At 61.2% G+C, this 19,301-nt stretch carries 18 protein-coding genes and 1 pseudogene; 8 read left to right on the top strand and 11 right to left on the bottom strand.

Annotation, left to right across the window (positions count from 1 at the left end; genetic code table 11):
- Nucleotides 1-36: 36 nt before the first annotated feature.
- Both AC0V2S_RS17430 and AC0V2S_RS17425 read right to left on the bottom strand, forming a co-directional pair.
- Nucleotides 37-198: a hypothetical protein gene (locus tag AC0V2S_RS17430; protein ID WP_475510830.1), complete on the bottom strand. Its 162-nt coding sequence runs from the start codon at nucleotides 196-198 to the stop codon at nucleotides 37-39.
- Between the two features lie 137 nt (nucleotides 199-335).
- Nucleotides 336-653: a winged helix-turn-helix transcriptional regulator gene (locus AC0V2S_RS17425; protein ID WP_475510829.1), complete on the bottom strand. Its 318-nt coding sequence runs from the start codon at nucleotides 651-653 to the stop codon at nucleotides 336-338.
- A 114-nt stretch (nucleotides 654-767) separates the two neighbouring features.
- Here AC0V2S_RS17425 and AC0V2S_RS17420 point away from each other — a divergent pair.
- Nucleotides 768-1,384: pseudogene (locus AC0V2S_RS17420) on the top strand (SDR family NAD(P)-dependent oxidoreductase); the annotation flags it as partial.
- A 138-nt stretch (nucleotides 1,385-1,522) separates the two neighbouring features.
- Here AC0V2S_RS17420 and AC0V2S_RS17415 read toward each other — a convergent pair.
- From AC0V2S_RS17415 to AC0V2S_RS17385, 7 genes are all read right to left on the bottom strand, one after another.
- The gene (locus AC0V2S_RS17415; protein ID WP_475510828.1) at nucleotides 1,523-2,254 is read right to left on the bottom strand and encodes a UTRA domain-containing protein; all 732 of its coding nucleotides are present in this window, start codon (nucleotides 2,252-2,254) and stop codon (nucleotides 1,523-1,525) included.
- 12 nt (nucleotides 2,255-2,266) lie between these two features.
- Entirely contained in the window at nucleotides 2,267-2,860 is a 594-nt protein-coding gene (gene pnuC / locus AC0V2S_RS17410) for a nicotinamide riboside transporter PnuC (protein WP_475510827.1), read from the bottom strand.
- 87 nt (nucleotides 2,861-2,947) lie between these two features.
- Complete coding sequence (locus AC0V2S_RS17405; protein WP_475510924.1) at nucleotides 2,948-4,207, bottom strand: TonB-dependent siderophore receptor; 1,260 nt, start codon at nucleotides 4,205-4,207, stop codon at nucleotides 2,948-2,950.
- Nucleotides 4,170-5,126 (bottom strand): TonB-dependent siderophore receptor, encoded by a 957-nt coding sequence (locus AC0V2S_RS17400; RefSeq protein ID WP_475510826.1) that lies wholly within the window; start codon nucleotides 5,124-5,126, stop codon nucleotides 4,170-4,172. The genes AC0V2S_RS17405 and AC0V2S_RS17400 overlap by 38 nt, the downstream gene beginning before the upstream one ends.
- 135 nt (nucleotides 5,127-5,261) lie before the next feature.
- The gene (locus AC0V2S_RS17395; protein WP_475510825.1) at nucleotides 5,262-6,194 is read right to left on the bottom strand and encodes a sulfurtransferase; all 933 of its coding nucleotides are present in this window, start codon (nucleotides 6,192-6,194) and stop codon (nucleotides 5,262-5,264) included.
- Nucleotides 6,191-7,336, bottom strand: coding sequence for a phosphotransferase enzyme family protein (locus AC0V2S_RS17390; protein WP_475510824.1), 1,146 nt, complete (start codon nucleotides 7,334-7,336; stop codon nucleotides 6,191-6,193). The genes AC0V2S_RS17395 and AC0V2S_RS17390 overlap by 4 nt, the downstream gene beginning before the upstream one ends.
- Nucleotides 7,333-8,256, bottom strand: coding sequence for an ABC transporter substrate-binding protein (locus AC0V2S_RS17385; RefSeq protein ID WP_475510823.1), 924 nt, complete (start codon nucleotides 8,254-8,256; stop codon nucleotides 7,333-7,335). The genes AC0V2S_RS17390 and AC0V2S_RS17385 overlap by 4 nt, the downstream gene beginning before the upstream one ends.
- A gap of 250 nt (nucleotides 8,257-8,506) precedes the next feature.
- Here AC0V2S_RS17385 and AC0V2S_RS17380 point away from each other — a divergent pair, with 250 nt between their 5' ends.
- The 7 genes from AC0V2S_RS17380 to AC0V2S_RS17350 all read left to right on the top strand — a co-directional run bounded on the left by AC0V2S_RS17380 (nucleotide 8,507) and on the right by AC0V2S_RS17350 (nucleotide 17,624).
- Nucleotides 8,507-10,048 (top strand): sugar ABC transporter ATP-binding protein, encoded by a 1,542-nt coding sequence (locus tag AC0V2S_RS17380; protein WP_475510822.1) that lies wholly within the window; start codon nucleotides 8,507-8,509, stop codon nucleotides 10,046-10,048.
- Nucleotides 10,041-11,051, top strand: a complete 1,011-nt coding sequence (locus AC0V2S_RS17375) for an ABC transporter permease (protein WP_475510821.1) — start codon at nucleotides 10,041-10,043, stop codon at nucleotides 11,049-11,051. The genes AC0V2S_RS17380 and AC0V2S_RS17375 overlap by 8 nt, the downstream gene beginning before the upstream one ends.
- Before the next feature lie 28 nt (nucleotides 11,052-11,079).
- Nucleotides 11,080-12,123, top strand: a complete 1,044-nt coding sequence (locus AC0V2S_RS17370) for a substrate-binding domain-containing protein (protein WP_475510820.1) — start codon at nucleotides 11,080-11,082, stop codon at nucleotides 12,121-12,123.
- Between the two features lies 1 nt (nucleotide 12,124).
- Nucleotides 12,125-12,799 carry a molybdopterin-dependent oxidoreductase gene (locus AC0V2S_RS17365; protein ID WP_475510819.1) on the top strand — a complete coding sequence of 225 codons (675 nt, stop codon included), beginning with the start codon at nucleotides 12,125-12,127 and terminating at the stop codon, nucleotides 12,797-12,799.
- A gap of 504 nt (nucleotides 12,800-13,303) precedes the next feature.
- Complete coding sequence (locus AC0V2S_RS17360; RefSeq protein WP_475510818.1) at nucleotides 13,304-15,688, top strand: TonB-dependent receptor plug domain-containing protein; 2,385 nt, start codon at nucleotides 13,304-13,306, stop codon at nucleotides 15,686-15,688.
- Nucleotides 15,689-15,813: 125 nt separating this feature from the next.
- A complete protein-coding gene (locus tag AC0V2S_RS17355; RefSeq protein ID WP_475510817.1) occupies nucleotides 15,814-17,172 on the top strand; it encodes an APC family permease in 1,359 nt (452 codons plus the stop codon).
- Nucleotides 17,169-17,624 (top strand): DUF3574 domain-containing protein, encoded by a 456-nt coding sequence (locus AC0V2S_RS17350; protein WP_475510816.1) that lies wholly within the window; start codon nucleotides 17,169-17,171, stop codon nucleotides 17,622-17,624. The genes AC0V2S_RS17355 and AC0V2S_RS17350 overlap by 4 nt, the downstream gene beginning before the upstream one ends.
- 116 nt (nucleotides 17,625-17,740) lie before the next feature.
- On the opposite strand, the gene speE is transcribed toward AC0V2S_RS17350, so the two are convergent.
- Together speE and AC0V2S_RS17340 are read right to left on the bottom strand one after the other, a co-directional pair.
- A complete protein-coding gene (gene speE, locus AC0V2S_RS17345) occupies nucleotides 17,741-18,607 on the bottom strand; it encodes a polyamine aminopropyltransferase (protein WP_475510815.1) in 867 nt (288 codons plus the stop codon).
- A complete protein-coding gene (locus AC0V2S_RS17340; protein WP_475510814.1) occupies nucleotides 18,607-19,068 on the bottom strand; it encodes a DUF3574 domain-containing protein in 462 nt (153 codons plus the stop codon). The genes speE and AC0V2S_RS17340 overlap by 1 nt, the downstream gene beginning before the upstream one ends.
- Nucleotides 19,069-19,301: the final 233 nt, after the last annotated feature.

The following is a 19,301-nucleotide window of genomic DNA, read 5'->3' as shown; positions in this document are numbered from 1 at the left end:
CGCCGGTGGCGAGAAAGCGCACCGAATCCTGGGCACTCACGCGTGACGCGTCTCGGTCGATTGAGTGTGCTGAGTGAGTTGCAGCGCGGCAAAGCCGGCGTTGCGTGCGTACATTTCCCACATTACCCGTGCCAGTTGCTGCGCCTGTTTGCGTTTGCGGAAGAGGGCGAAGTCGATAACGTTGTCGGTCGGTTTCATGCGGCACTTCACTGTCGTGATCAAGGGCGATGGCCAGAGACTACGCAACTCCGTTTATAACCATAAATACCAATTATTCATTTGGTAATTCCTTTCAGGTCTTTATCGGGTTTGCTCGGTCTCAAGCTCGGTTTCACCTAGTTGCCGGCATTAACACGCATCCAGTCAGCCAACGAATCCAGGGTAGGGCGCAACGTTTTGCCCAGTTCGCTGATCTGGTATTCGACCCGAGGCGGCATTTCGGCGTAGGCCGTGCGAGTCAGCAAACCGCGCAATTCGAACAGGCGTAACTGGCGGGTCAGCTCTTTCTGGGTAATGGGCAGTACGGCGCGCTGCAGCTCGCTAAAACGAACGGGCGCGTCGAGCACGATCAGGCGGTAGAGAATCGGAATTGCCCATTTGCCGGATATCAGGGCGACAAAATCCATCATCGGGCAACGCTCTGCGGTGGTCATTACGGGCTACTCCATGGGTATGCAAACGGCAACCTGGTATGCAAAAGGTGCCTACTAGGCAAAAGATACTAAGGCTCTAACAATGGCTTTTTAACCCATTGCAGGAGCGAGCGCATGGCACGTTTACACGGCAAGTACGCATTGATTACCGGCGGCAGCAGCGGCATTGGCCTGGAAACCGCACGCCAATTTCTGGCCGAAGGCGCGCACGTGGCGATTACCGGGCGCGATCAAAAAGCACTGGACGCAGCGGGCCAAGAACTCGGTGGCCAGGTGCTGTTGCTTAACAGTGATGCCGGCAATGTGCTGGGCCAACGCGACGTGGCGCAGCAACTCGAAAAGCAGTGGCCGCAGTTGGATGTGCTGTTTATCAATGCGGGCGATGTCACCCACCGGCCGCTGCAAGAGTGGGACGAAGCCACCTTTGAACAGGTGTTGGCGACCAACCTCAAAGGCCCGTTTTTTCTCGTACAAGCGTTGTTGCCGCTGTTGGCCAATCCGGCCTCGGTGATTCTCTGTGGGTCAGTGAGCGCGCGTATCGGGCTGCCGCAAAGCAGCGTATATGCGGCGAGCAAAGCGGGCTGCTATCGCTGGCGCGGACGTTTTCGGGGGAGTTGGTGCAACGCGGTATTCGGGTGAATGGCTTGAGCCCTGGCCCGACCGAAACGGCGGCGCTGGGCAAGCTAGGCTTGCCGGCTGAGGCGCAGGAACTGTTGCGCGAGGAGATTCGCAATCTGGTGCCGTTGGGGCGTCTGGGTACGCCGTGGGAATTGGCCAAGGCGGCGGTGTTTTGGCCTCTGACGAGTCGAGCTTTGTGGTGGGGACGGAGTTGTTGGTGGATGGTGGGGTGGGGAATTTGTAACGCAGATTTATGGGCCGGGATACCGCGTATCCACCACCACCGCCAACGAATCCGGCCGCCAGAATTCCTGGTCAAACTCCACCGGCTGATCGGCTTCACCAAAGTTCAGCCGCTCCAGGTAAAAGCTGCTGGAGCCCGCCGTCAGTTGCAGTAGCTCGGCCTGTTCTTCATTCACCGTGCCGGGGTGCATGGTCAGTTCGCAGCGTGATTGCACGCGGCCGAAGCGCTCGCGCAATAACGTGGTGAGCGAAGTGTTGAGGTCGGCTTGCAGCAGTTCCGGGCACCAGCTGGCGACCAGCGCGTTCAGCTCTAGCAACACTGGGCGGCCATCTACCCAACGTCGCCGTTGCAGAAAAAACATCGGCTCATCGGCACTGGCCAAACCCATCCGCGTGGCCAACCAGCTACCGGCCGGGCGTTGCTCGGCGTGCAGGCATTCGGTGACCGGGGTGCGGCCCTGGGCGCTTACGTAGTCCATAAAACCGGTGATGCGCGTGGGGTCGTAGCGGATGCGCGGCGGGCACACGTACCAGCCGCGACGGTTTTCCCGGTAGATCAAGCCTTCCACTTCCAACTGCTGCAACGCCTGGCGCAAGGTCACGCGGGTGCAGCCGAAACGCTCGGCCAGGTCGCGCTCAACCGGCAGTTTGCCCTGGCTGTCGAGCACGCCCTGGGCGAGGTCGGCAGCCAGTTGGTCGCGGATGCGCAAAAACTGCGCTTGAGTCGGGGCAAACGGCATACGGGTATGTCCTTATTCAGTCGCCAGGGCGCTGTGACCGCCAGCGGCCTGTTCCTGGGCGCGCAGGTCTCTCTGCCAGGCCAGCAGGCCGTAGATGGCCAGCACCACAAAGCCTGCGTACAGGCCGGCGGTGAGTTGCAGGTCTTTGTAGAGGTACATGCCCACATACAGCACGTCCAGCACGATCCACAGCCACCAGCTGACCACATATTTGCGCGCGGCCCACACACTGGCCACCAGGCTGAACGAGGTGAGCGTGGCATCGGCCCATGGCACCGCGGCGTCCGTCAGGCTGTGCATGATGCCACCCAGCAACACGGCGCCAATAACACCCGCCAACAAGCCGAGGACGGCTTCGCGGCGCGGCAAACGCTCCACATGTACCTTGCCGGCATCAATGCGCCCGGTGCTCCAGCGCCACCAGCCATAGCCTTGCAGGCCGGCGAAGATCACTTGCAGCAGCATGTCGGAATACACGTCGTAGAAAATCCACGCATACAGCAGCACGGCGACCACGCTCACCGGCCAGCACCAACGCACCCGTTGGGCAGTGAGCCAAACGCCGACGATGTTGAACAGCACGGCAATGATTTCCAGCGTTGACATGGGGAACCTCATAAACCAGAAGGGGCAGCAGACGCTGGCGCGCGATTATCACGCCAGCGCGTTGGGTTTCCTAGCAAGCGGCGCGGCTTAGAAATTCACCGTGGCCGACAGGCGTGCCGTGCGCGGAGCGCCCTGGAACAAATAGGCATCGCCCATGTATTCACCGACATCGCGCCAGTAGCGTTTGTCGAACAGGTTGTCCACGGTCAGGCGCAGCACGGTGTCGTAGTCACCGACCTTGGTGCTGTAGCGCCCACCCAAGTCAAACACCGCATAGTCGCCAGCCTTCACCGTGCCTTCGCGGTTGGCGTATTTGCTACCGCTGTACTGCACGCCGCCCAGTACCGCCAAACCGGGTACGCCGGGAATGCTGTAGTCGCCATGCAGGGTGGCACGCAGTTTCGGCACGTTGATGGCCTGGTGGCCTTCGAAGGCATCGGTGCCGCTGTCTTCTACCCGCGCGCGAATGGCCGCGAGGCTAGCCGACACTTGCAGGTTGGAGGTCACGTGGCCGTTGGCAGACAACTCAAGCCCGGTGTTCTTCTGCTTGCCGGCCTGCACGTAGGTGAAGGTGCCGTCGTCGTTGGGTTGGGTGTACTGGTAGTCCTGGCTGATCTGGAACAGCGCGGCCGTTACGCTCAGGCGCGTCCAGTCCCGCTTGATGCCCAGCTCGATTTGCCGCGAGGTGGTCGGAGGCAGAATTTCATAGGCGTTGGTGCTGAACCACGACGCCTGGGTGCCTAGCGACAGGCCTTTGCTGTAGCTGACATACAGCGAGGTATCCAGCCGTGGCTTGTAGATCAACGCCGCCTGCGGGAGAAACTTCGATTGCTTGGTATGGCGCGTGGTGTCGCCGGCGCTATCGAAGGTTTTCTCGTCCAGACGCACTTCACGGCCGCCGAGCACGGTTTGCCACTGATCGTTGAAGGTGATGCGGTCGGTGGCAAACAGGCCGTATTGGCGGCTGTCCAGACGACGATAACTGTCGTTCAACTCGCCCGACCACGGCGTGAATTGCGCCGGCTCACTGTTGATATTGCCGGTGCCAATCCATTCGTTGATGGCGTCACGCTGGTCCACTACACGGCGGAAGGCGCTGGTGCCAATCGTCAGGTCATGGCCGAGGCTGCCGGTATTGAACAAGCCGTTGAGGGTGGCTTGCGCTTCGTCGTTGCGGCGGGTGTCGTCGGGGCTGCGGTAGTCGTAGATATCGTAGTCACCCTCGGGGCTGAAGTAGTTCGGCACCGCTGCTGTGGCGCAGCTGGCCGAGCCGTAGCAGCCCAGGCGAAGTTGCTGTAGTCGTCGATGACTACCTTGCTGCGCGAGGCGCTGAAGTCGGCTTTCCAGCTGTCGTTGAAGCTGTATTCGAACAGACCGTCGAGATTGAGCGACTCGATGCCCACCGGTTCGAGCCGTTCTGGTAGGCGAGCATGTCGTGCGGATTGACGTCGTGCGGCAGCTCGCTATTGCCGAGCAACTGATAGCCCGGCACCGAGTGTTGTTCGCGGTTCTGGTATTCGGCGTTGAGCTGCAAGAGGCTGTTGGCGCTGATATTCCAGTCCAGGGCCAAGGAGGCGAAATCGCGCTTGCCGTCGGCGTGGTCGACGTAGGAGCGAATATCTTCATGGGCGAGGTTGGTGCGCAGACCAAACTGCTGCTCGCTGCCAAACCAGCCGCCCAGGTCGGTGGCCATATAGCGCTCGCCGTCCTGGTTGGTGCTGACGGTTACCGAGCGCACGTTCTCTGGGCGCTTGGTCACGTAGTTCACCACGCCGCCAGGCTCGGAAACGCCGCTTTCCAGGCCCGACAGGCCCTTGAGAACTTCCACTTGCTGCTTGTTTTCCAGCGCGACGTTTTGCTCGCCGGTAATGGTGCGCCCGTTGATTTTGTAGCTGCTGGCCGAGTTCAGCGAAAAGCCGCGTACCACGAAGTTTTCGTAGTAACCCACGGGGGCGTAGCTGTCGCCAACCGAGGCGTCGTTTTTCAGGACCTCGCTCAGCAGGCGCGCTTGCTGATCTTTCAGCCGCGCTTCGGTGATCACCGCCACCGAGGCCGGGGTGTCGAGCAACGGTGCGTTATCGAAACCGGCGACCCCGGCGCGTTTGGCCTGGTAGTCGCTGGTGGTGTCCTGGCCATAGACGGTCACGGCGTCGAGGGCAGTGTCGGGTACGTCGCCATCGGCCCATACCGGGGAGATGGCGCTGGCAATGGCCAGGCTTAGCAGGCTGACGGGCCAACTAATACGCTGCTGTTGGGGTGTAGCCATGTGGAACGCTCCTTGGTCCTGCTTTTTATCGCGGCGCCTTTTTAGACGCTTAAGTGGCGGGCGTAAAGCGGCCCGTCACTGCGCAACGCAGGGTTGCCAGTTCTGAATGAAAAAAGCCGAGTTAGCCGAAAGGCTTCAGGCCGGAGCTGCTCCGGTGGTCATTGGTAAGCGTGCGTCGCTGGCCCATTCCTGCAGGGAGCCGTCGTAGATCGCGATGTGCTGGCGGCCCAACAGGGTTAGCGCTAGCGCATTGGCAGCAGCAGAAATGCCGCCGCCGCAGTAGAGAATCAGCGGGGTGTCGTCGTGTAGATACACGTCGAGCACCTGGGCAAGGGCGTCCTTGGGTAGGTAGTGGCCTTGCTCATCGAACAGAGTGCGGGCTGGCAGGTTCTGGCTGCCGGGTATGTGGCCACGGCGGGCATAGCGGCTGGGGGCGCTGCCGTCGTAGAGGGCGGTGCCGAGGGCGCAGATAAGGGTGCCGGGGGCACGGCCTTCAACCACGGCCTCCACGTGTTCGCGATCAACCCAGAACGTTGGGCTTACACCGTCGTCCTCGCGAAGGCGGGGACCCAGAATCTTCCGGCGAGCACCGTTACGTTCAACAGCCTGGATCCCAGCCTTCGCTGGGATGACGGTGTTTTGGGTTGGCGCCGGGGTCCGTTGCCACGCTTTGAATCCACCATCAAGCACTGCGGAATCAATTCCCACGCTGCGCAACATCCACCACAAACGCGCAGCCCAAAAACCATCGGCGCGGTCGTAGATCACCACGGTTTTTTGGTCGCTGACGCCGAGGGCTGTCAGCGCAGTAAGCAGTTGTTCCGGCTTGGGCAACGCAAAGCTGAAACTGGCGTTGGTATCGGCCAGATCATTCAACAGATCGGCATGTCGCGCGCCGGGAATATGAGCCTGCTGCCAACCTTCGTACCCGCTAACGGCGCGGTAATCGCCGTCAAACCGTGGCGCCGGCAGTTCCACCGTGGCGTCCAGAATCAGCAGATCAGAATCGGCAAGGTTGGCCTGCAACCAGGCGCAGTCCACCAGAATTCCCGGCAACGTCAGGCTCATAGCTGCACCTGTGCCAGATGGTTGAGCAAGCGTTGACCTTCAGCCCCGTTAAACCAGTGCAAATGGCCGATCAGGTAAGCGTGGTAAGCGATATCAGCGCTGCTGACCGACTCCACCACACCGGCGAAATAGGCGATTTCGGAGACGGCAAAATCGATATGCACGAGCGGCAGTAGCGCCACCAGCGTGCGCAGATCGTTGGCACTCAGCGGCGTTACCGCGTGGTAGCCGGCCAGTAGCGCGTCGACGGCATCCAGATCGGCCGGAGCCGTGCCGCCGCTATCAAGGTCCAGCCACGGTACGGCGTTGCGTTCGATGGCGTTCGCCAAGTCGAACAGCGCGAAGGTGCGGTCGGCCAGGCCGAAGTCCAGCACGCTGCTGACCACCGCCGTGCTGCTGTCGTCGCTCCACAGCAGGTTGGAGGCGTGCCAGTCGTTGTGGGTCCATAGCGGCGGCTGATCTTGAAGCAGCGGCAACAGTTCGGCGTGATAGGGCAGCAGCAGGTCAGTGAGTTGGGCGTGCCAGTCTTTGTCCTGCAGATAGGCACCCAAGGCGTTGTCTGCTTGAGCTGCAGCCGCGATAGCGGCCAGTGGATCGGTCTGTTCGATCAGCTTGGCATTGATCACTAACACCGGTGCCTGCCGCGCGGGGGCCTCGTAGCCAGCCGCCGCCCGATGCAACTCAGCCAACGCACGGCCAGCCGCTTGCGCATGTTGCAGGCTCTGGAACGGCGTCCACGACAGCGCATCGCGGTACAGGTCCACGCCGGCGGCGACCCGGTGAATTTCGTAAGTCCACTCATCCTGCACCGTGGCGGTGTGGCCATGGCGATTGCGCTCCACGGCAGCGACAGGCGCGCCGTGGGCATGCAGATGGGCGATCAAGCGATGTTCTTCTTCCAGCCACGCGGCTTCGCGCACCCGCTGGTGATGGCGCTTAACAAACAACGTGCCGCTGCTGGTGGTGATCAAGCCGGCAGCGGAAAACGGCCGCGGGCTGTGCCAATGCAGGCTGTGCAGTACGCCGAGTTGCGGGTACTGCTCCAGCAGACGCTGAATATCCGTTTCACGCAGCGCCGGCCAGTCGGCGGCCACCGGGTCTTTGGTCAGGCCGTGGGCGGTTCGTAGGGGGGTATTGCTCATTGCTGCACCGATTCTGGGAGGTAGGCGTTGCTCGTAGCGCCGCGCCAGATCTCGGGATTATCCAATACACCGTACTGATGCAGCCATTGCGCATAACCGGCCAGCAACGGTTCGCGCTGTTCGCCCCAGCGGCCGTCGTGCAGCCAGCTCGGGGCAATGGCGTGCAGCGAGGCGCTCAAGAGTTCGGCAGGGAAGTAGGGCGTAACGCTTTCGTAGGCGGCGAGGGCGCTGTTCGGCTCCTGCGCCACGGCGAGAAAACCACGGGCGGTGGCGGCAACAAAATCACGCACGACCTCGGGTTTTGCCGCCAGCGTCTGTTCGTGGGCACCGAGCAAATAGCTGTGATAGGCCGGCGCGCCGATGCTGTCGACCGGCAATACCACGCGGCGCTCGTTTGCAATCGGGCTGGGCATCAAGGCTTCCCAGGCCCAGTAGCCGCCAAAGCTGGCATCGGCGATGCCGTCGGCCAACTGATCGGGGCGCAGTTCGCGTACGCCGCTGTCGACCAGAATCACGGCATCCGGATCGCCGCCATCGTTACTCACCAAGTGGCGCACCATCGCCAGGCCGCGCGGCGTCGGGTTGAGTGCCAGGCGCTTGCCTTGCAGGTCGCGGGGGCGGCGGATGCCGGTGTCGGTGAGGGTTTGAATCGATTCCAGGCCGCCGTGGTTAATGGCAGCGATGCCTTGCAGCGGTTGGCCCAGGCCACGGCGAACCAGCAGACGGTTGCTGGGGAATACGCCGAAATCGGCGGCGCCGTTGAGCAAGTGTTCCAGGGTGTCGCCACGGTAGGGGTCGTGCACCACCAGCTCCACATCCAGACCCAATTCCTGGTACCAGCCGCGTTCGCGGGCCAGGTAAAAGCCCGCCGAATTTGGCCAGGGGTGGAAGTATTCAAGCATTACCCGAACAGCATTCATTGCGACGTACTCCAGCCAGACCGGCGTTTTAGGCCTGGCGTCTCGTTTTTGATGGGGGAATTTAAAGCGTTTCAATCTGGTATATACCAATATCGTTTGTGGCTATGGATATGCTTTTTGGTTCTTTGTGAACAATCCGCCTATAACTTCTATCCATATTCGAATCCGTTATTTATTTTTATTCCATCAGACTCATACGCTATATCGCACCCGCCGCCATCGGCGCTCCGATTGACTGTTTGAGAACCCCATGAATTCGCCTTCCACCGCTCTGGTCAGCACCCGCTCGCTGGGCAAGTCTTTTGGCGCCAGCCAGGTGTTGCAGGGCATTGATCTGGACCTGTACCCCGGCGGAGTAGTGGCCTTGCTGGGTGCCAATGGCGCGGGCAAATCCACCCTGGTGAAAGTGCTGGCCGGCAGCCATGGCCATGACGCCGGCGAGCTGTGGGTGCAGGGCAGGGCGGTGCGCTTTGCCTCGCCCCATGACGCGCGCCAGGCCGGCATTGTGGCGGTGCATCAACACGCCGAAGAGGCCTTGGTGCCGGGCTTTAGCGTGGCGGAAAACCTGGTGCTGGACGAACTCTGTCAACCCGGCGGTGCGCTGTGGAGCAACCCCAAACGGGTGCACGAACGCGCCGCGCAAATTGCCGCCGGCCTGGATTTACAGCTGCCATTGCAAGCCTCCATTGACAGCCTGGGCAGTGCCGAGCGCCAGTTGGTGGTGTTGGCCCGCACTCTGGCGTTGCAGCCCAAGGTCTTGGTGCTGGACGAACCCACGGCGTCGTTATCCGCCAGCGAAGCCGAGCGTCTGTTCGGCCTGATCGACAGCCTGCGCGAGCGCGGCGTGGCCATCGTGTATATCTCCCATCGCTTGTCCGACCTCAAACGCATTGCCGACCGCGCCATCGTGTTGCGCGACGGACGCCTGGCCGGTGAATTCGCCGCGCCGTTGGATGTGCCGGCCGCGTTAGTCGCCATGCTTGGCAGCAACCTGGCGCCGCTGGTGGAGGGCGCGGCAGAGCAGGGCACTGAGGTGTTGCGTGGCCGTGGTGTGCAACTGACGGCGCGCAGTCAGCCATTCGATTTCAGCCTGCATCAAGGTGAAGTCGTCGCGCTGACGGGCCTGTTAGGCGCGGGCAAAACCGAGTTGGCCGAGCTGCTATTCGGGCTTCGCCGCGCCCACGCCGGCACCCTTGAATTGGATGGCCAGCCTTGGCAGCCGACCTCGCCGCGCGGCGCCATCGCCGGCGGCGTATTTATGGCCGCCGAAGACCGCTCGCGCGATTCCCTGGTACCGGGTTTTTCCCTGGCACGCACCCTGACCTTGCCGTTTCTACAGCGCTTTAGCCGCGGCGGTTTTATCCGCCGTGACGCCGAACGCGAAGCCGTGGCCGAACAAGTGCAAGGCTTGGGAATCAAGTGCGAGGGGCTGGATGTGGCGATGGACACCTTGTCCGGCGGCAACCAGCAAAAGGTGGTGCTCGGCCGCTGGCTGCTGGGCAATGGCCGCCTGCTGATTCTCGACGAACCCTTTCAAGGCGTAGACATCCGCGCCCGCCGCGAAATCGGCGCGCGTATCCGGGCCAGCGCCGCACAACGCGCCACCCTGGTGATCTGCTCCGACCCCGACGAAGCCCTGGAAATCGCCGACCGCATTCTGGTGGTGCGCGACTTCAGCGTGGTAGCTGAACACCCGCGCGCCGGGCTGCAACGCGAGGACCTAGTGGCGCAAATCGCCGGCATTACCGCACCTTCCTTAACCACACAGCGCCAAGGAGTTGCGTGTGCCTGATTCGATTTCTTCCAACCATCCAGCCACCGCCCTTCGCTTGGCGATCCACTATGGCTTGCTGCTGGTGTTGGCGTTGGTAGTGGTTCTGTTTGCTGTGCTGGAACCGGCGTTTTTGCGCGTTGGTAACCTGTTTATCATTTTGCAATCGGTGTCCATCGTCGCGCTGCTGGCCTTGGGCGTGACGCTGACCATGGCGGTCGGCGGCCTTGATCTGTCCATCGGCGCCGTCGCCGCCATGAGCCTAATGTGCGCCAGCTACGTGATGGTGGTGCTCGGCTGGGGCCCGCTGCCGGCGGTGCTGATCAGCCTCGGTTGCGGCGCGCTGGTGGGCTTGCTCAACGGTTTTCTGATCGTGCGCATGGGCGTGCCGGACATTCTCGCCACCTTGGGCAGCATGTTTCTGGTGATCGGCTTGCAGCTGATTCCCACCGGCGGCCGTTCCATCGCCGTCGGCATGACCTTGCCCAATGGCGACGAAGCCATCGGCAGTTTCAGCAGCGCCTTTCTGGCCCTGGGCCGCGCGCGGCTGTGGGACACAGTGCCGGTTCCAGTGTTGGTGATGGCAGTGATTGCGCTGTTGGTATGGGCCTTTCTGGAACGCACCCGGTTTGGCCGCGTGCTGTACGCCATCGGCGGCAACGAGCGCGCCGCACGCCTGGCCGGTGCGCCGGTACAGCGCTACAAATTTCTCGCTTACGTGCTCTCGGCCGTGCTCGCGTCGCTGGGCGGTTTGCTGCTGGCCGCACGGTTGGGGCGCGGCGATGTGAGCTCTGGCAATGGCCTGGTGCTCGATGCCCTTGGCGCGGCGCTGATTGGTTTTGCCGTGCTCGGTGCGCGCAAACCGAATGCCTTCGGCACGCTGGTGGGGGCCTTGTTGGTCGCCACCTTGCTGAACGGCCTGACCATGCTCAACGCGCCGTACTACGCGCAAGATTTCGTTAAAGGCGCCGTGCTGGTGTTGGCCTTGATGTTCACCTTTGGTCTGGCGCCGAAAGCGCGTTAACCCACTCTGCAAAATAAGGATTTAAGTGATGCGAGCAGTACTCCGCACATTGTTGAGCGCCACCCTGGCGCTGTCGTTGGCCGGTGCCGTGCAGGCCGCCGGTATCGCCGGCGCACCCGCGCCATTCGATAAAGGTGGCGTGAAAATCGCCTTGGTCGGCTATCTGTTCTCCGGCGATTTCCCCGAGGCGTATCTGCGCGGCGTAGAGAAACAAGCCAAGGCGCTGGACGTGGACCTGCGCCTGTTCGATGCCCGCCAGCAAGCGGCCACGCAACGGGAAATGCTCGAGCAAGCCATCGACCTCGGCGTAGACGGCATCATCGTGCAGCTGGGCCTGGCCGAAACCCTTAAAGACACCATCGATAAAGCTGTCGCCAAGGGCATCAAAGTGGTTGCGTTCGACATCGACGTCGGCAACCCGCAGGTCACCCAGATCGAGCAGGACCACCACGAACTGGCGCGCCTGGCACTCGGCCAAGCGCTCAAAGACAACGGCACCAGCTTCCAGGCCGGCTATGTGTTTATCGGTGGCTTTACGCCGATGGAACGCCGCGACGAAATCTGGCGTGAAGTAAAAGCCGCCAACCCCGGCATTATCGAAAAAGCCCGCTTCGGCACGCTTAACCCGCCGATTGCCAACTCGGTGGCCGATCAGGCCAGCGCCGTGCTGCGCGCCAACCCCGACCTGAAGGTGATTTTTGCCCCGTTCGACGAGTTCGCCAAAGGCGCCAAAATTGCCGTCGACGAAGCGGGCTTGAACAAGCAGGTGAAGATCTACAGCGCGGATATTTCCACCGCCGATATCCAGATCATGAAAGAGCCCGACAGCGCCTGGGTCGCTACGGCCGCAATCAACCCGGAAGTAGCCGGCGCCATCAGCGTGCGCAGCTTGGCGTTGCGCATTGCCGGGGAGAATCCCGGCGAACACGTACTGGTGCCGCCGACGCTGATTACCCGTCAGCAGTTGCTGGATCTGGACGTGAAAAACGTGCGCGATCTGGCGCAGAAAGTGCCGGCGTTTGGCGATGCGGCAGGGGTAGCGCAGGCGCCGTGGATTCCGTTGGCCAAGTGACATGAGCCAAATCCACAACAAGGCAACGCGCCTGCAAAAGGCGCGTGCCATCGTCAGCGATCCCGCCCATGGCCAGCGCTTGCCACCGGGCCAAATCCTCACTGAACGCTTTCCGATTCTGCATGAAGGGGAAGTGCCGCAGTACGACCTGGCTAACTGGGCGCTGACGCTGGATGGTCTGGGCGCCGCGCCGCTATCCCTCAGCTACGACGACTTGCTGCACCTGCCGCAAACCCAAGTGCAGTGCGATATTCATTGCGTAACGCGCTGGTCCAAATTCGACACCCGCTGGTACGGCGTGCACCTGCGCGATGTGCTGGCGGCATTGGATATCGAACCCCAGGGCCGCTTTGTAATGGCCCATGCCGATAGCGACTACCAGGCCAATTTAAGCCTGGAAGATTTGCTGCTGCCGGACAGCTTGCTGGCCTTGGGTTACGACGATAAACCGCTGACGCCGCAACACGGTTGGCCGCTGCGTTTGTTGGTGGCCGGTCGGTATTTCTGGAAGAGCGCCAAGTGGCTGCGGCGCCTTGAATTTAGCGATGTGGAAACGCCGGGGTTCTGGGAGCGCAATGGCTTTCACCTGCATGCCGACCCGTTTAGCGAAGAGCGATTTTCCGGAGAGGCGTTGGATATTCCGAAAGATGAATGGGAGCGCAAGGCGTTCGATTAAACCAATAAAACATCCGTCGTCCCCGCGCAGACGGGGACCCAGAATATTCCAGATATACGCAATCCTTTAGATACTGGATCCCTGCCTTCGCAGGGATGACGGAGTCATTTTGTTCGTCAATTAACGCGGCCTAACTGTTGCTCCAGCAACACTTCCTGCTGCCCCAGAAACAACTTCTACTTATATTTATTCAATTTCTTATCGCGGAATAACCTAAGCAGAAATGGGTATTTTGCCCGTTCGTCGCCCTCGTCTAGGATCGCTTTCAGGAACCCTATCGGGGCACGGATGCCCATCAAACACCTAAGAGTTCGAGCCGCAGCGTTACCCACGCCGGACTCGAAACACGCTGCCAGGGTTACGCGATATTCACCGTTTTATTTGCTCAGGCCCGTTTCACGGGTCGCGGTTTTGTTCGCGCTGAATAATCCACTTAACACCATTGCCAGAACAACTTACCGCCACTTTGCGGGTTGTTTATAAGTGCGCCACGGAGTAGTTCGCATGTTTCGCCGTTCATTGATTAGCGTCGCCGTAGTCGCGGCTTTTGCCCATACACCTGTGTATGCCCAAGACACCACGCCAAGCGCCGAAGACGACACGCGTCTGGGCACCGTTCTGGTCACCGGCACCCGCGGTAAATCGCGCACCGTGCTGGACTCTCCCGTGCCGGTGGACGTGCTCACCGCCGAAGACATCAAGAACACCGGCGCCAGCAACGGCGAGTTGGGCCAGGCCCTGGCCACCTTGCTGCCGTCGTTCAACTTTCCGCGTCAATCCAACTCCGGCGGTGCTGACCACGTGCGTGCTGCCCAGTTGCGCGGCATGAGCCCGGACCAGGTATTGGTGCTGGTAAACGGCAAGCGTCGGCACACCTCGGCAGTGGTCAATGACTCCTCGAAAATCGGCCGCGGCACCGCGCCGGTCGACTTCAACTCCATCCCCATCAGCGCCATCAAACGCATCGAAGTGTTGCGTGACGGCGCCGGTGCGCAATACGGTTCCGACGCCATTGCCGGGGTGATCAACATCATCCTCGACGACGCCCCGGAAGGCGGCGAAGTGTCCACCACCTATGGCGGCTACTACACCCACCAGGACGCCATTGGCGAGCGCACCTACGACGGCCAAAACACCTTCACCAGCGCCAAAGCTGGCACCAAGCTGGGTGAGGAGGGTGGTTTTGTGCGCGGTGGTGCGGAATACAAAGACCGCAACGCCACCAACCGTGCTGGCTTCGACAGCTGGGATGCCAAGCCCGAGCAGCGCAACTACGCGATGGGCGACGGCGCCCTGCAAGACATCAACACCTGGTTCAACAGCGAGCTGCCGATTGGAGATGCCAAAGCGTATGCGTTTGGTACGTACAACAAGCGCCATTCGACGGGTGCGGAGTTCTACCGGTATGCAAATGAAGAGCCTGAATTCTTTGCCAACAGCTTCCTGCCGCAATCGGTAGGCGACAACCAGGACATCTCCCTGAACGGTGGCTTCAAAGGGATGATTGGCGAACAGTGGGACTATGACGCGAGCCTGACCCACGGCCGCAATATTTTCGAATCCGGGGTGCGCCGTACTCTTAACCAGTCGCTCGGCGATGCGTCGCCCAGCAGCTTCGACACCGGTGACTATGAACTGCGCCAATCGGTTGCCAACCTGGATTTCACCCGTGAGCTGAGCCTGGCTGATCGCTCGTTTGTGTTCGCGGTCGGCGGCGAGTACCGCTACGAAAACTACATTACCAACGCGGGTGAAGTCGGTTCCTATGTGGGCTCTGGTGCCGTGGCCGGTTCCGGCTTGCGCCCAAGCGACGAGACCAATATCGACCGCAACGTATTCGGCACTTACGCCGAGCTTTCCGGCGATGTCACCGACCGCCTGTTTCTGGACTTGGCCACGCGCTGGGAACACTACGACGATGCCGGCAGCAAGCTCACCGGCAAACTCAGCGGTCGCTACAAGCTGACCGAAGTATTTGCCGTACGCGGCGCCGTCTCAAACAACTTCCGCGCGCCTTCGCTGACCCAATCGGGCTTCCAGAACACCACCAGCAACTTTGGTGACGGCGGCACGCTGACCGATATCCGCGTGCTGTCGGTGGACGACCCCATTGCTAAAGCGCTGGGTGCGGAGAAGCTGGACCCGGAAACTTCGAAGAACTTCAGCATCGGCCTGACCGCCAAGTTCACCGACAACTTCGACGCCTCGCTCGACGTATTCCGTATCGACGTAAAAGACCGCATCACCCTGTCGCAACGCATCGGCAGCGACGAACTGGAGCAATACATCCTCGACAACTTCGGCCAGGCCGGCGTGCACGACGTGAACTTCTTCACCAATGCCGCCGACACCAAAACCGATGGCGCCGAGCTGGTACTGAACTACCACCAGCCATTCGCCTCGGGCGAACTGGGCCTGACCACCGCGTACACCTATAACCACACCAAAGTCACCAGCACCAAGGCCACGCCTTCGCAGCTGACCGACCTGGGCATTGGCGACGACGCATTGGTAGGCGTGGAAGAGCGCAACACCCTGACCGACGCCGCACCGAAAGACCGCTTTGTGTTCTCCACCACCTGGAGCAACGACACTTGGAACCTGCTGGCCCGCTTGACCCGCCAAGGCTCGACCACTCGCGTGTTCGACTTCGGCGACGGCGACCACCCTGAGCAGACCTACAATGCGGTATGGCAAGTGGATACCGAGGTGGCCTACAAAATCACCCCGCAGTTCACCGTGGCCCTGGGCGGCAACAACATCTTCGACCAGTACCCGGAGAAATCCAGCGACGAGATCAACTACGGCGGCAACCTGCCGTATGACGTGCTGTCGCCAGTGGGTAGCAACGGCGCTTACTACTACGGCCGCGCGACCTACGCGTTCTAACGCGACACGGCCTGTAGGAGCGAGCTTGCTCGCGAACCCTGGAAACGGTGTTCTTCAGGTGAATCGCACAACGCTCTTCGCGAGCAAGCTCGCTCCTACGAAGTTCGTGTAGCCATGAGGCTTATATGACAGAGCAATCCAACGGCCCAAAACGCCATATCGGCGTTTTCCAGGCCCTGCTGGTTACGCTGGGCATGGTGATCACCACCGACATTCTGAAAACCGCGCCCACGGTCGCCTTGAACGTGGGCGCCGAGCATTTCTATTGGGTGTGGGTGCTTGGCGGGGTGTTGTCGATGGTCGGCGCGCTGTGTTTTGCGGAAATGGCTACGGCCTTTCCCCATCCGGGTGGCGACTACCACTTTCTGCGCCGCACCTACGGCGAGCGGGTGGGTTTCTTATTCGCCTGGTCGCGCTTTGCGGTGTTGCACACCGGCTGGATCGCTTTGTCGGCGTTTCTGTTCGGTGACTATTTCAATGCCGTGCTGCCCTTGGGTGTGCACGGTTCAGCGTTTTACGCCGGTGGTTTGATCGCGGTGTTGGTGCTGGTCAATTTGCTCGGGGTGCGCGTGGGTTTTGCCACCCAGACGGTGCTGGTCAGTTTGCTCACCCTGGGCTTTTTCTCCATCGTCGCCGCCGGTGTCTGGCTGGCCTGGCAAGGCGTTGAAGCGCCGCCGCCGGTGTATGCCGCCGTCGCCGAGCAGACCGGCCTGGCCGGTTTTTCTGCCGCGATGATCTTTGTGTTTCTGGCCTTTGGTGGCTGGAGCGACGCGGCAACGTTGTCGGCCGAAGTACGCGACGGCCAGCGCGGCATGTTTATCGCCATGCTTGGCGCGCTCACGTTGTTGCTGGGCATTTACCTGGCCTTGAACTGGGCCTTTGTACGCGGTCTGGGGTTCGACGGTTTGGCCGCCAGCGCTGCGCCGGCGGTTGAATTGCTGCAGCGCGCGTTCGGCTCGTTTGGCGTGCTTATTATTCTGCCGGTGGTAGCGGTGGCGGCGATTGCCAGCATCAACTCGACGCTAATGGTCGGCGCTCGCACCACCTACGCGGCGGCCCGCGATGTGCCGTCGCTGCATCGCCTCGGCACCTGGGACGACAGCCGTGGCGTACCGCGCCGTGCGCTGTTGGTAGAAGGTGCCTTTGCATTGCTGCTGGTGGTATTCGGCAGCTTCGCCAATAGCGGTTTTAACGCGATGGTCGAATACATGACGCCGGTGTATTGGTTGTTCCTCGCCTTGAGCAGCCTGGCGCTGATTCTGTTGCGCCGCCGTTACCCGGACGTACCGCGACCAATCCGCGTGCCGTTGTATCCGGTACTGCCGCTGCTGTTCTTCGCGCTGTGCTTGTACATGCTGTGGTCGAGCCTGGCGTATGTCGGTTATGGCGCGTTTCTCGGCGTGGCGGTGTTGGCAGTCGGCGGGGTATTGCAGGTGTTTTTGAGTGCGCGCCCTGACGGCGTGGTCGTGGAGGTGACGCCGTGAGTGTGTGGAGCAAAGCGGCGATCGCCGCTGCTGTAGTCGTGCTGGCCGGTGCGGCGGGGTTGGTGCAAAGCTTCGCCAGCAGCGGCGCAGCCAAAGCCTCCCGTGAACACGCAATGCAGCGCACCGAGCTGTATTTTGGCGCCGTGGAAGTAGGGCAGTGGGAGCAGTTTCTGGAACAGGAAGTGACCCCACGGTTTCCCGATGGGTTGAGCTGGTATGACGTGAATGGCCAATGGCGTGGGCCGAGTGGCAAGCCGGAAAAATTACCGTCGCGGATTGTGCTGCTGATTCATGCCGATAACCCCGGCAATCGCCAGGCGCTGGCGGATATTGGCCAGCTGTTTCGGCAACGGTTCGGGATGGCGGTGTTGCAGGTTTCCAGCGTGGTGAGCGCGAGTGATCCGGATTGGACGGATGGGCGGGTGGAGGGCAATCAGCAGTTGGCGCCGTAATGAATGTGCGAGCAGCGGCCCTCACCCCCAGCCCCTCTCCCGGAGGGAGAGGGGAGTCTTATCGGGGATAGCCGCTCCAACTCGTTCCAGTCCCCTCGCCCCCTTGGGGGAGAGGGTTAGGGTGAGGGGGTAACAACCGCCTCGATTAATTCCAGAAAATACTGCGGCAACGCAAACGCCGCCTGATGAATCCCCGCGTTGTAATACCGCGTTTTTAACCCGCTCTCATCAAACCGCTGCTGCAACGTAGCCAACTCCGTCTGCCGCGCTTTACCGCTGTTACTCCCCCAACCAAAGCTCATGCTGCCACCGATATACGTCGGCACGGCCGCATGAAAAAAGCCCCAGTCGCTAAACGTGGTGGCTAACCGCTGCGCGGTATCCGTCAGCTCAGCGGGTTGCAGAAACGGCACGCCGTTCTGCGTCGCAAGTACGCCATCGGCGTTCAGGCGGCGTTGGCAATTCTGATAAAACTCACGGCTGAACAGACTGGCTGCCGGCCCGATTGGATCCGTGGAGTCGCTGATAATCAGGTCAAAGCGTTCCTCGGTATTGGCCACAAAATCCAACCCATCGGCAATCACCAGACGCACCCGAGGGTCATCCAGCGCCCCGGCCGAATGCAGTGGCAAATGGGTGCGGCACAGGTCGATTACGGAGGCATCGATCTCCACCGCCACAATCTCTTCAATACCGGCATGGCGCACGATCTCGCGCAAAATGCCGCCGTCACCGACGCCAATCACCAACACCTTGCGCACCGCGCCATGGGCCAGAATCGGCACATGGGCGAGCATCTCGTGGTAGATAAATTCGTCGGCTTCGGTGGTCTGCACCACGCCGTCCAGGGCCATGACGCGGCCGAGCAGCGCGTTGCGAAAGATCACCAGGTGTTGCTGGTCGGTTCGGCCTTCATACAGCAGTTCATCAATCTGCAGGCGCTGACCGTAGCCGGGGTACAGCGTTTCTAGATAGTCAGCCATCAGAACGACACGTCCGCCGGCTGCGACAGGCGCAGTACCGACAAATCGCCCGTGATGCGTTTATAGGCCAGGCGAATGGCTTCGATATTGGCGTTGTTGGTGGCGTTGTCTTCATGCAGCACCACGATCACTTTGGTGGCCAGGCGTTCTGGCTGCGCCGCACCGTGGTCACGCCACTGGCCATACGCATCGAAAGCGGTAAAGCCGTCGGGGAAACGCGCCGTCACTTCCTGGTCGAGAAACTCGCGCCAGCGCGCCGGGCTCACGCTGCCGGGGCCGCCATCAATCAAACCCACCGAAAAGTACAACTCGGTACGCACCCACTTGGCCTGCGCCGGGCGGCTGACGTCGCCTTGCAGGGTGGAGCTGGCGGGATTGGTGGTGTGCACCGGGGCAGGGGGCTGCGCCGCGCATCCAACCAGGGTCAGAACCAGCGCGGGCAACAGCAGGCGAGGCAACATGAACGTGTCCTAATAAAACTGAATGGGACGGGCACTATAGAAGGGGTTTTTAATTTCCTTAAAGACCTAAAAGTCAGCTTGTTAGCGCTGATATGTATAAGTGCCGTCGGCCAGGGAAAACTGCTGTTTCGGCGTTTTCCAGTGTCTGTCGCTGATCCGCAGCGAACGCGTGGCAAATCACCGGCCGCTTGGCTAATGCACATTCAATATGTGGGGGCATTCACAGTACGAGC

Source organism: Pseudomonas sp. CC11G, assembly GCF_056174845.1.
This window is presented reverse-complemented; position numbering and strand designations above follow the sequence as displayed.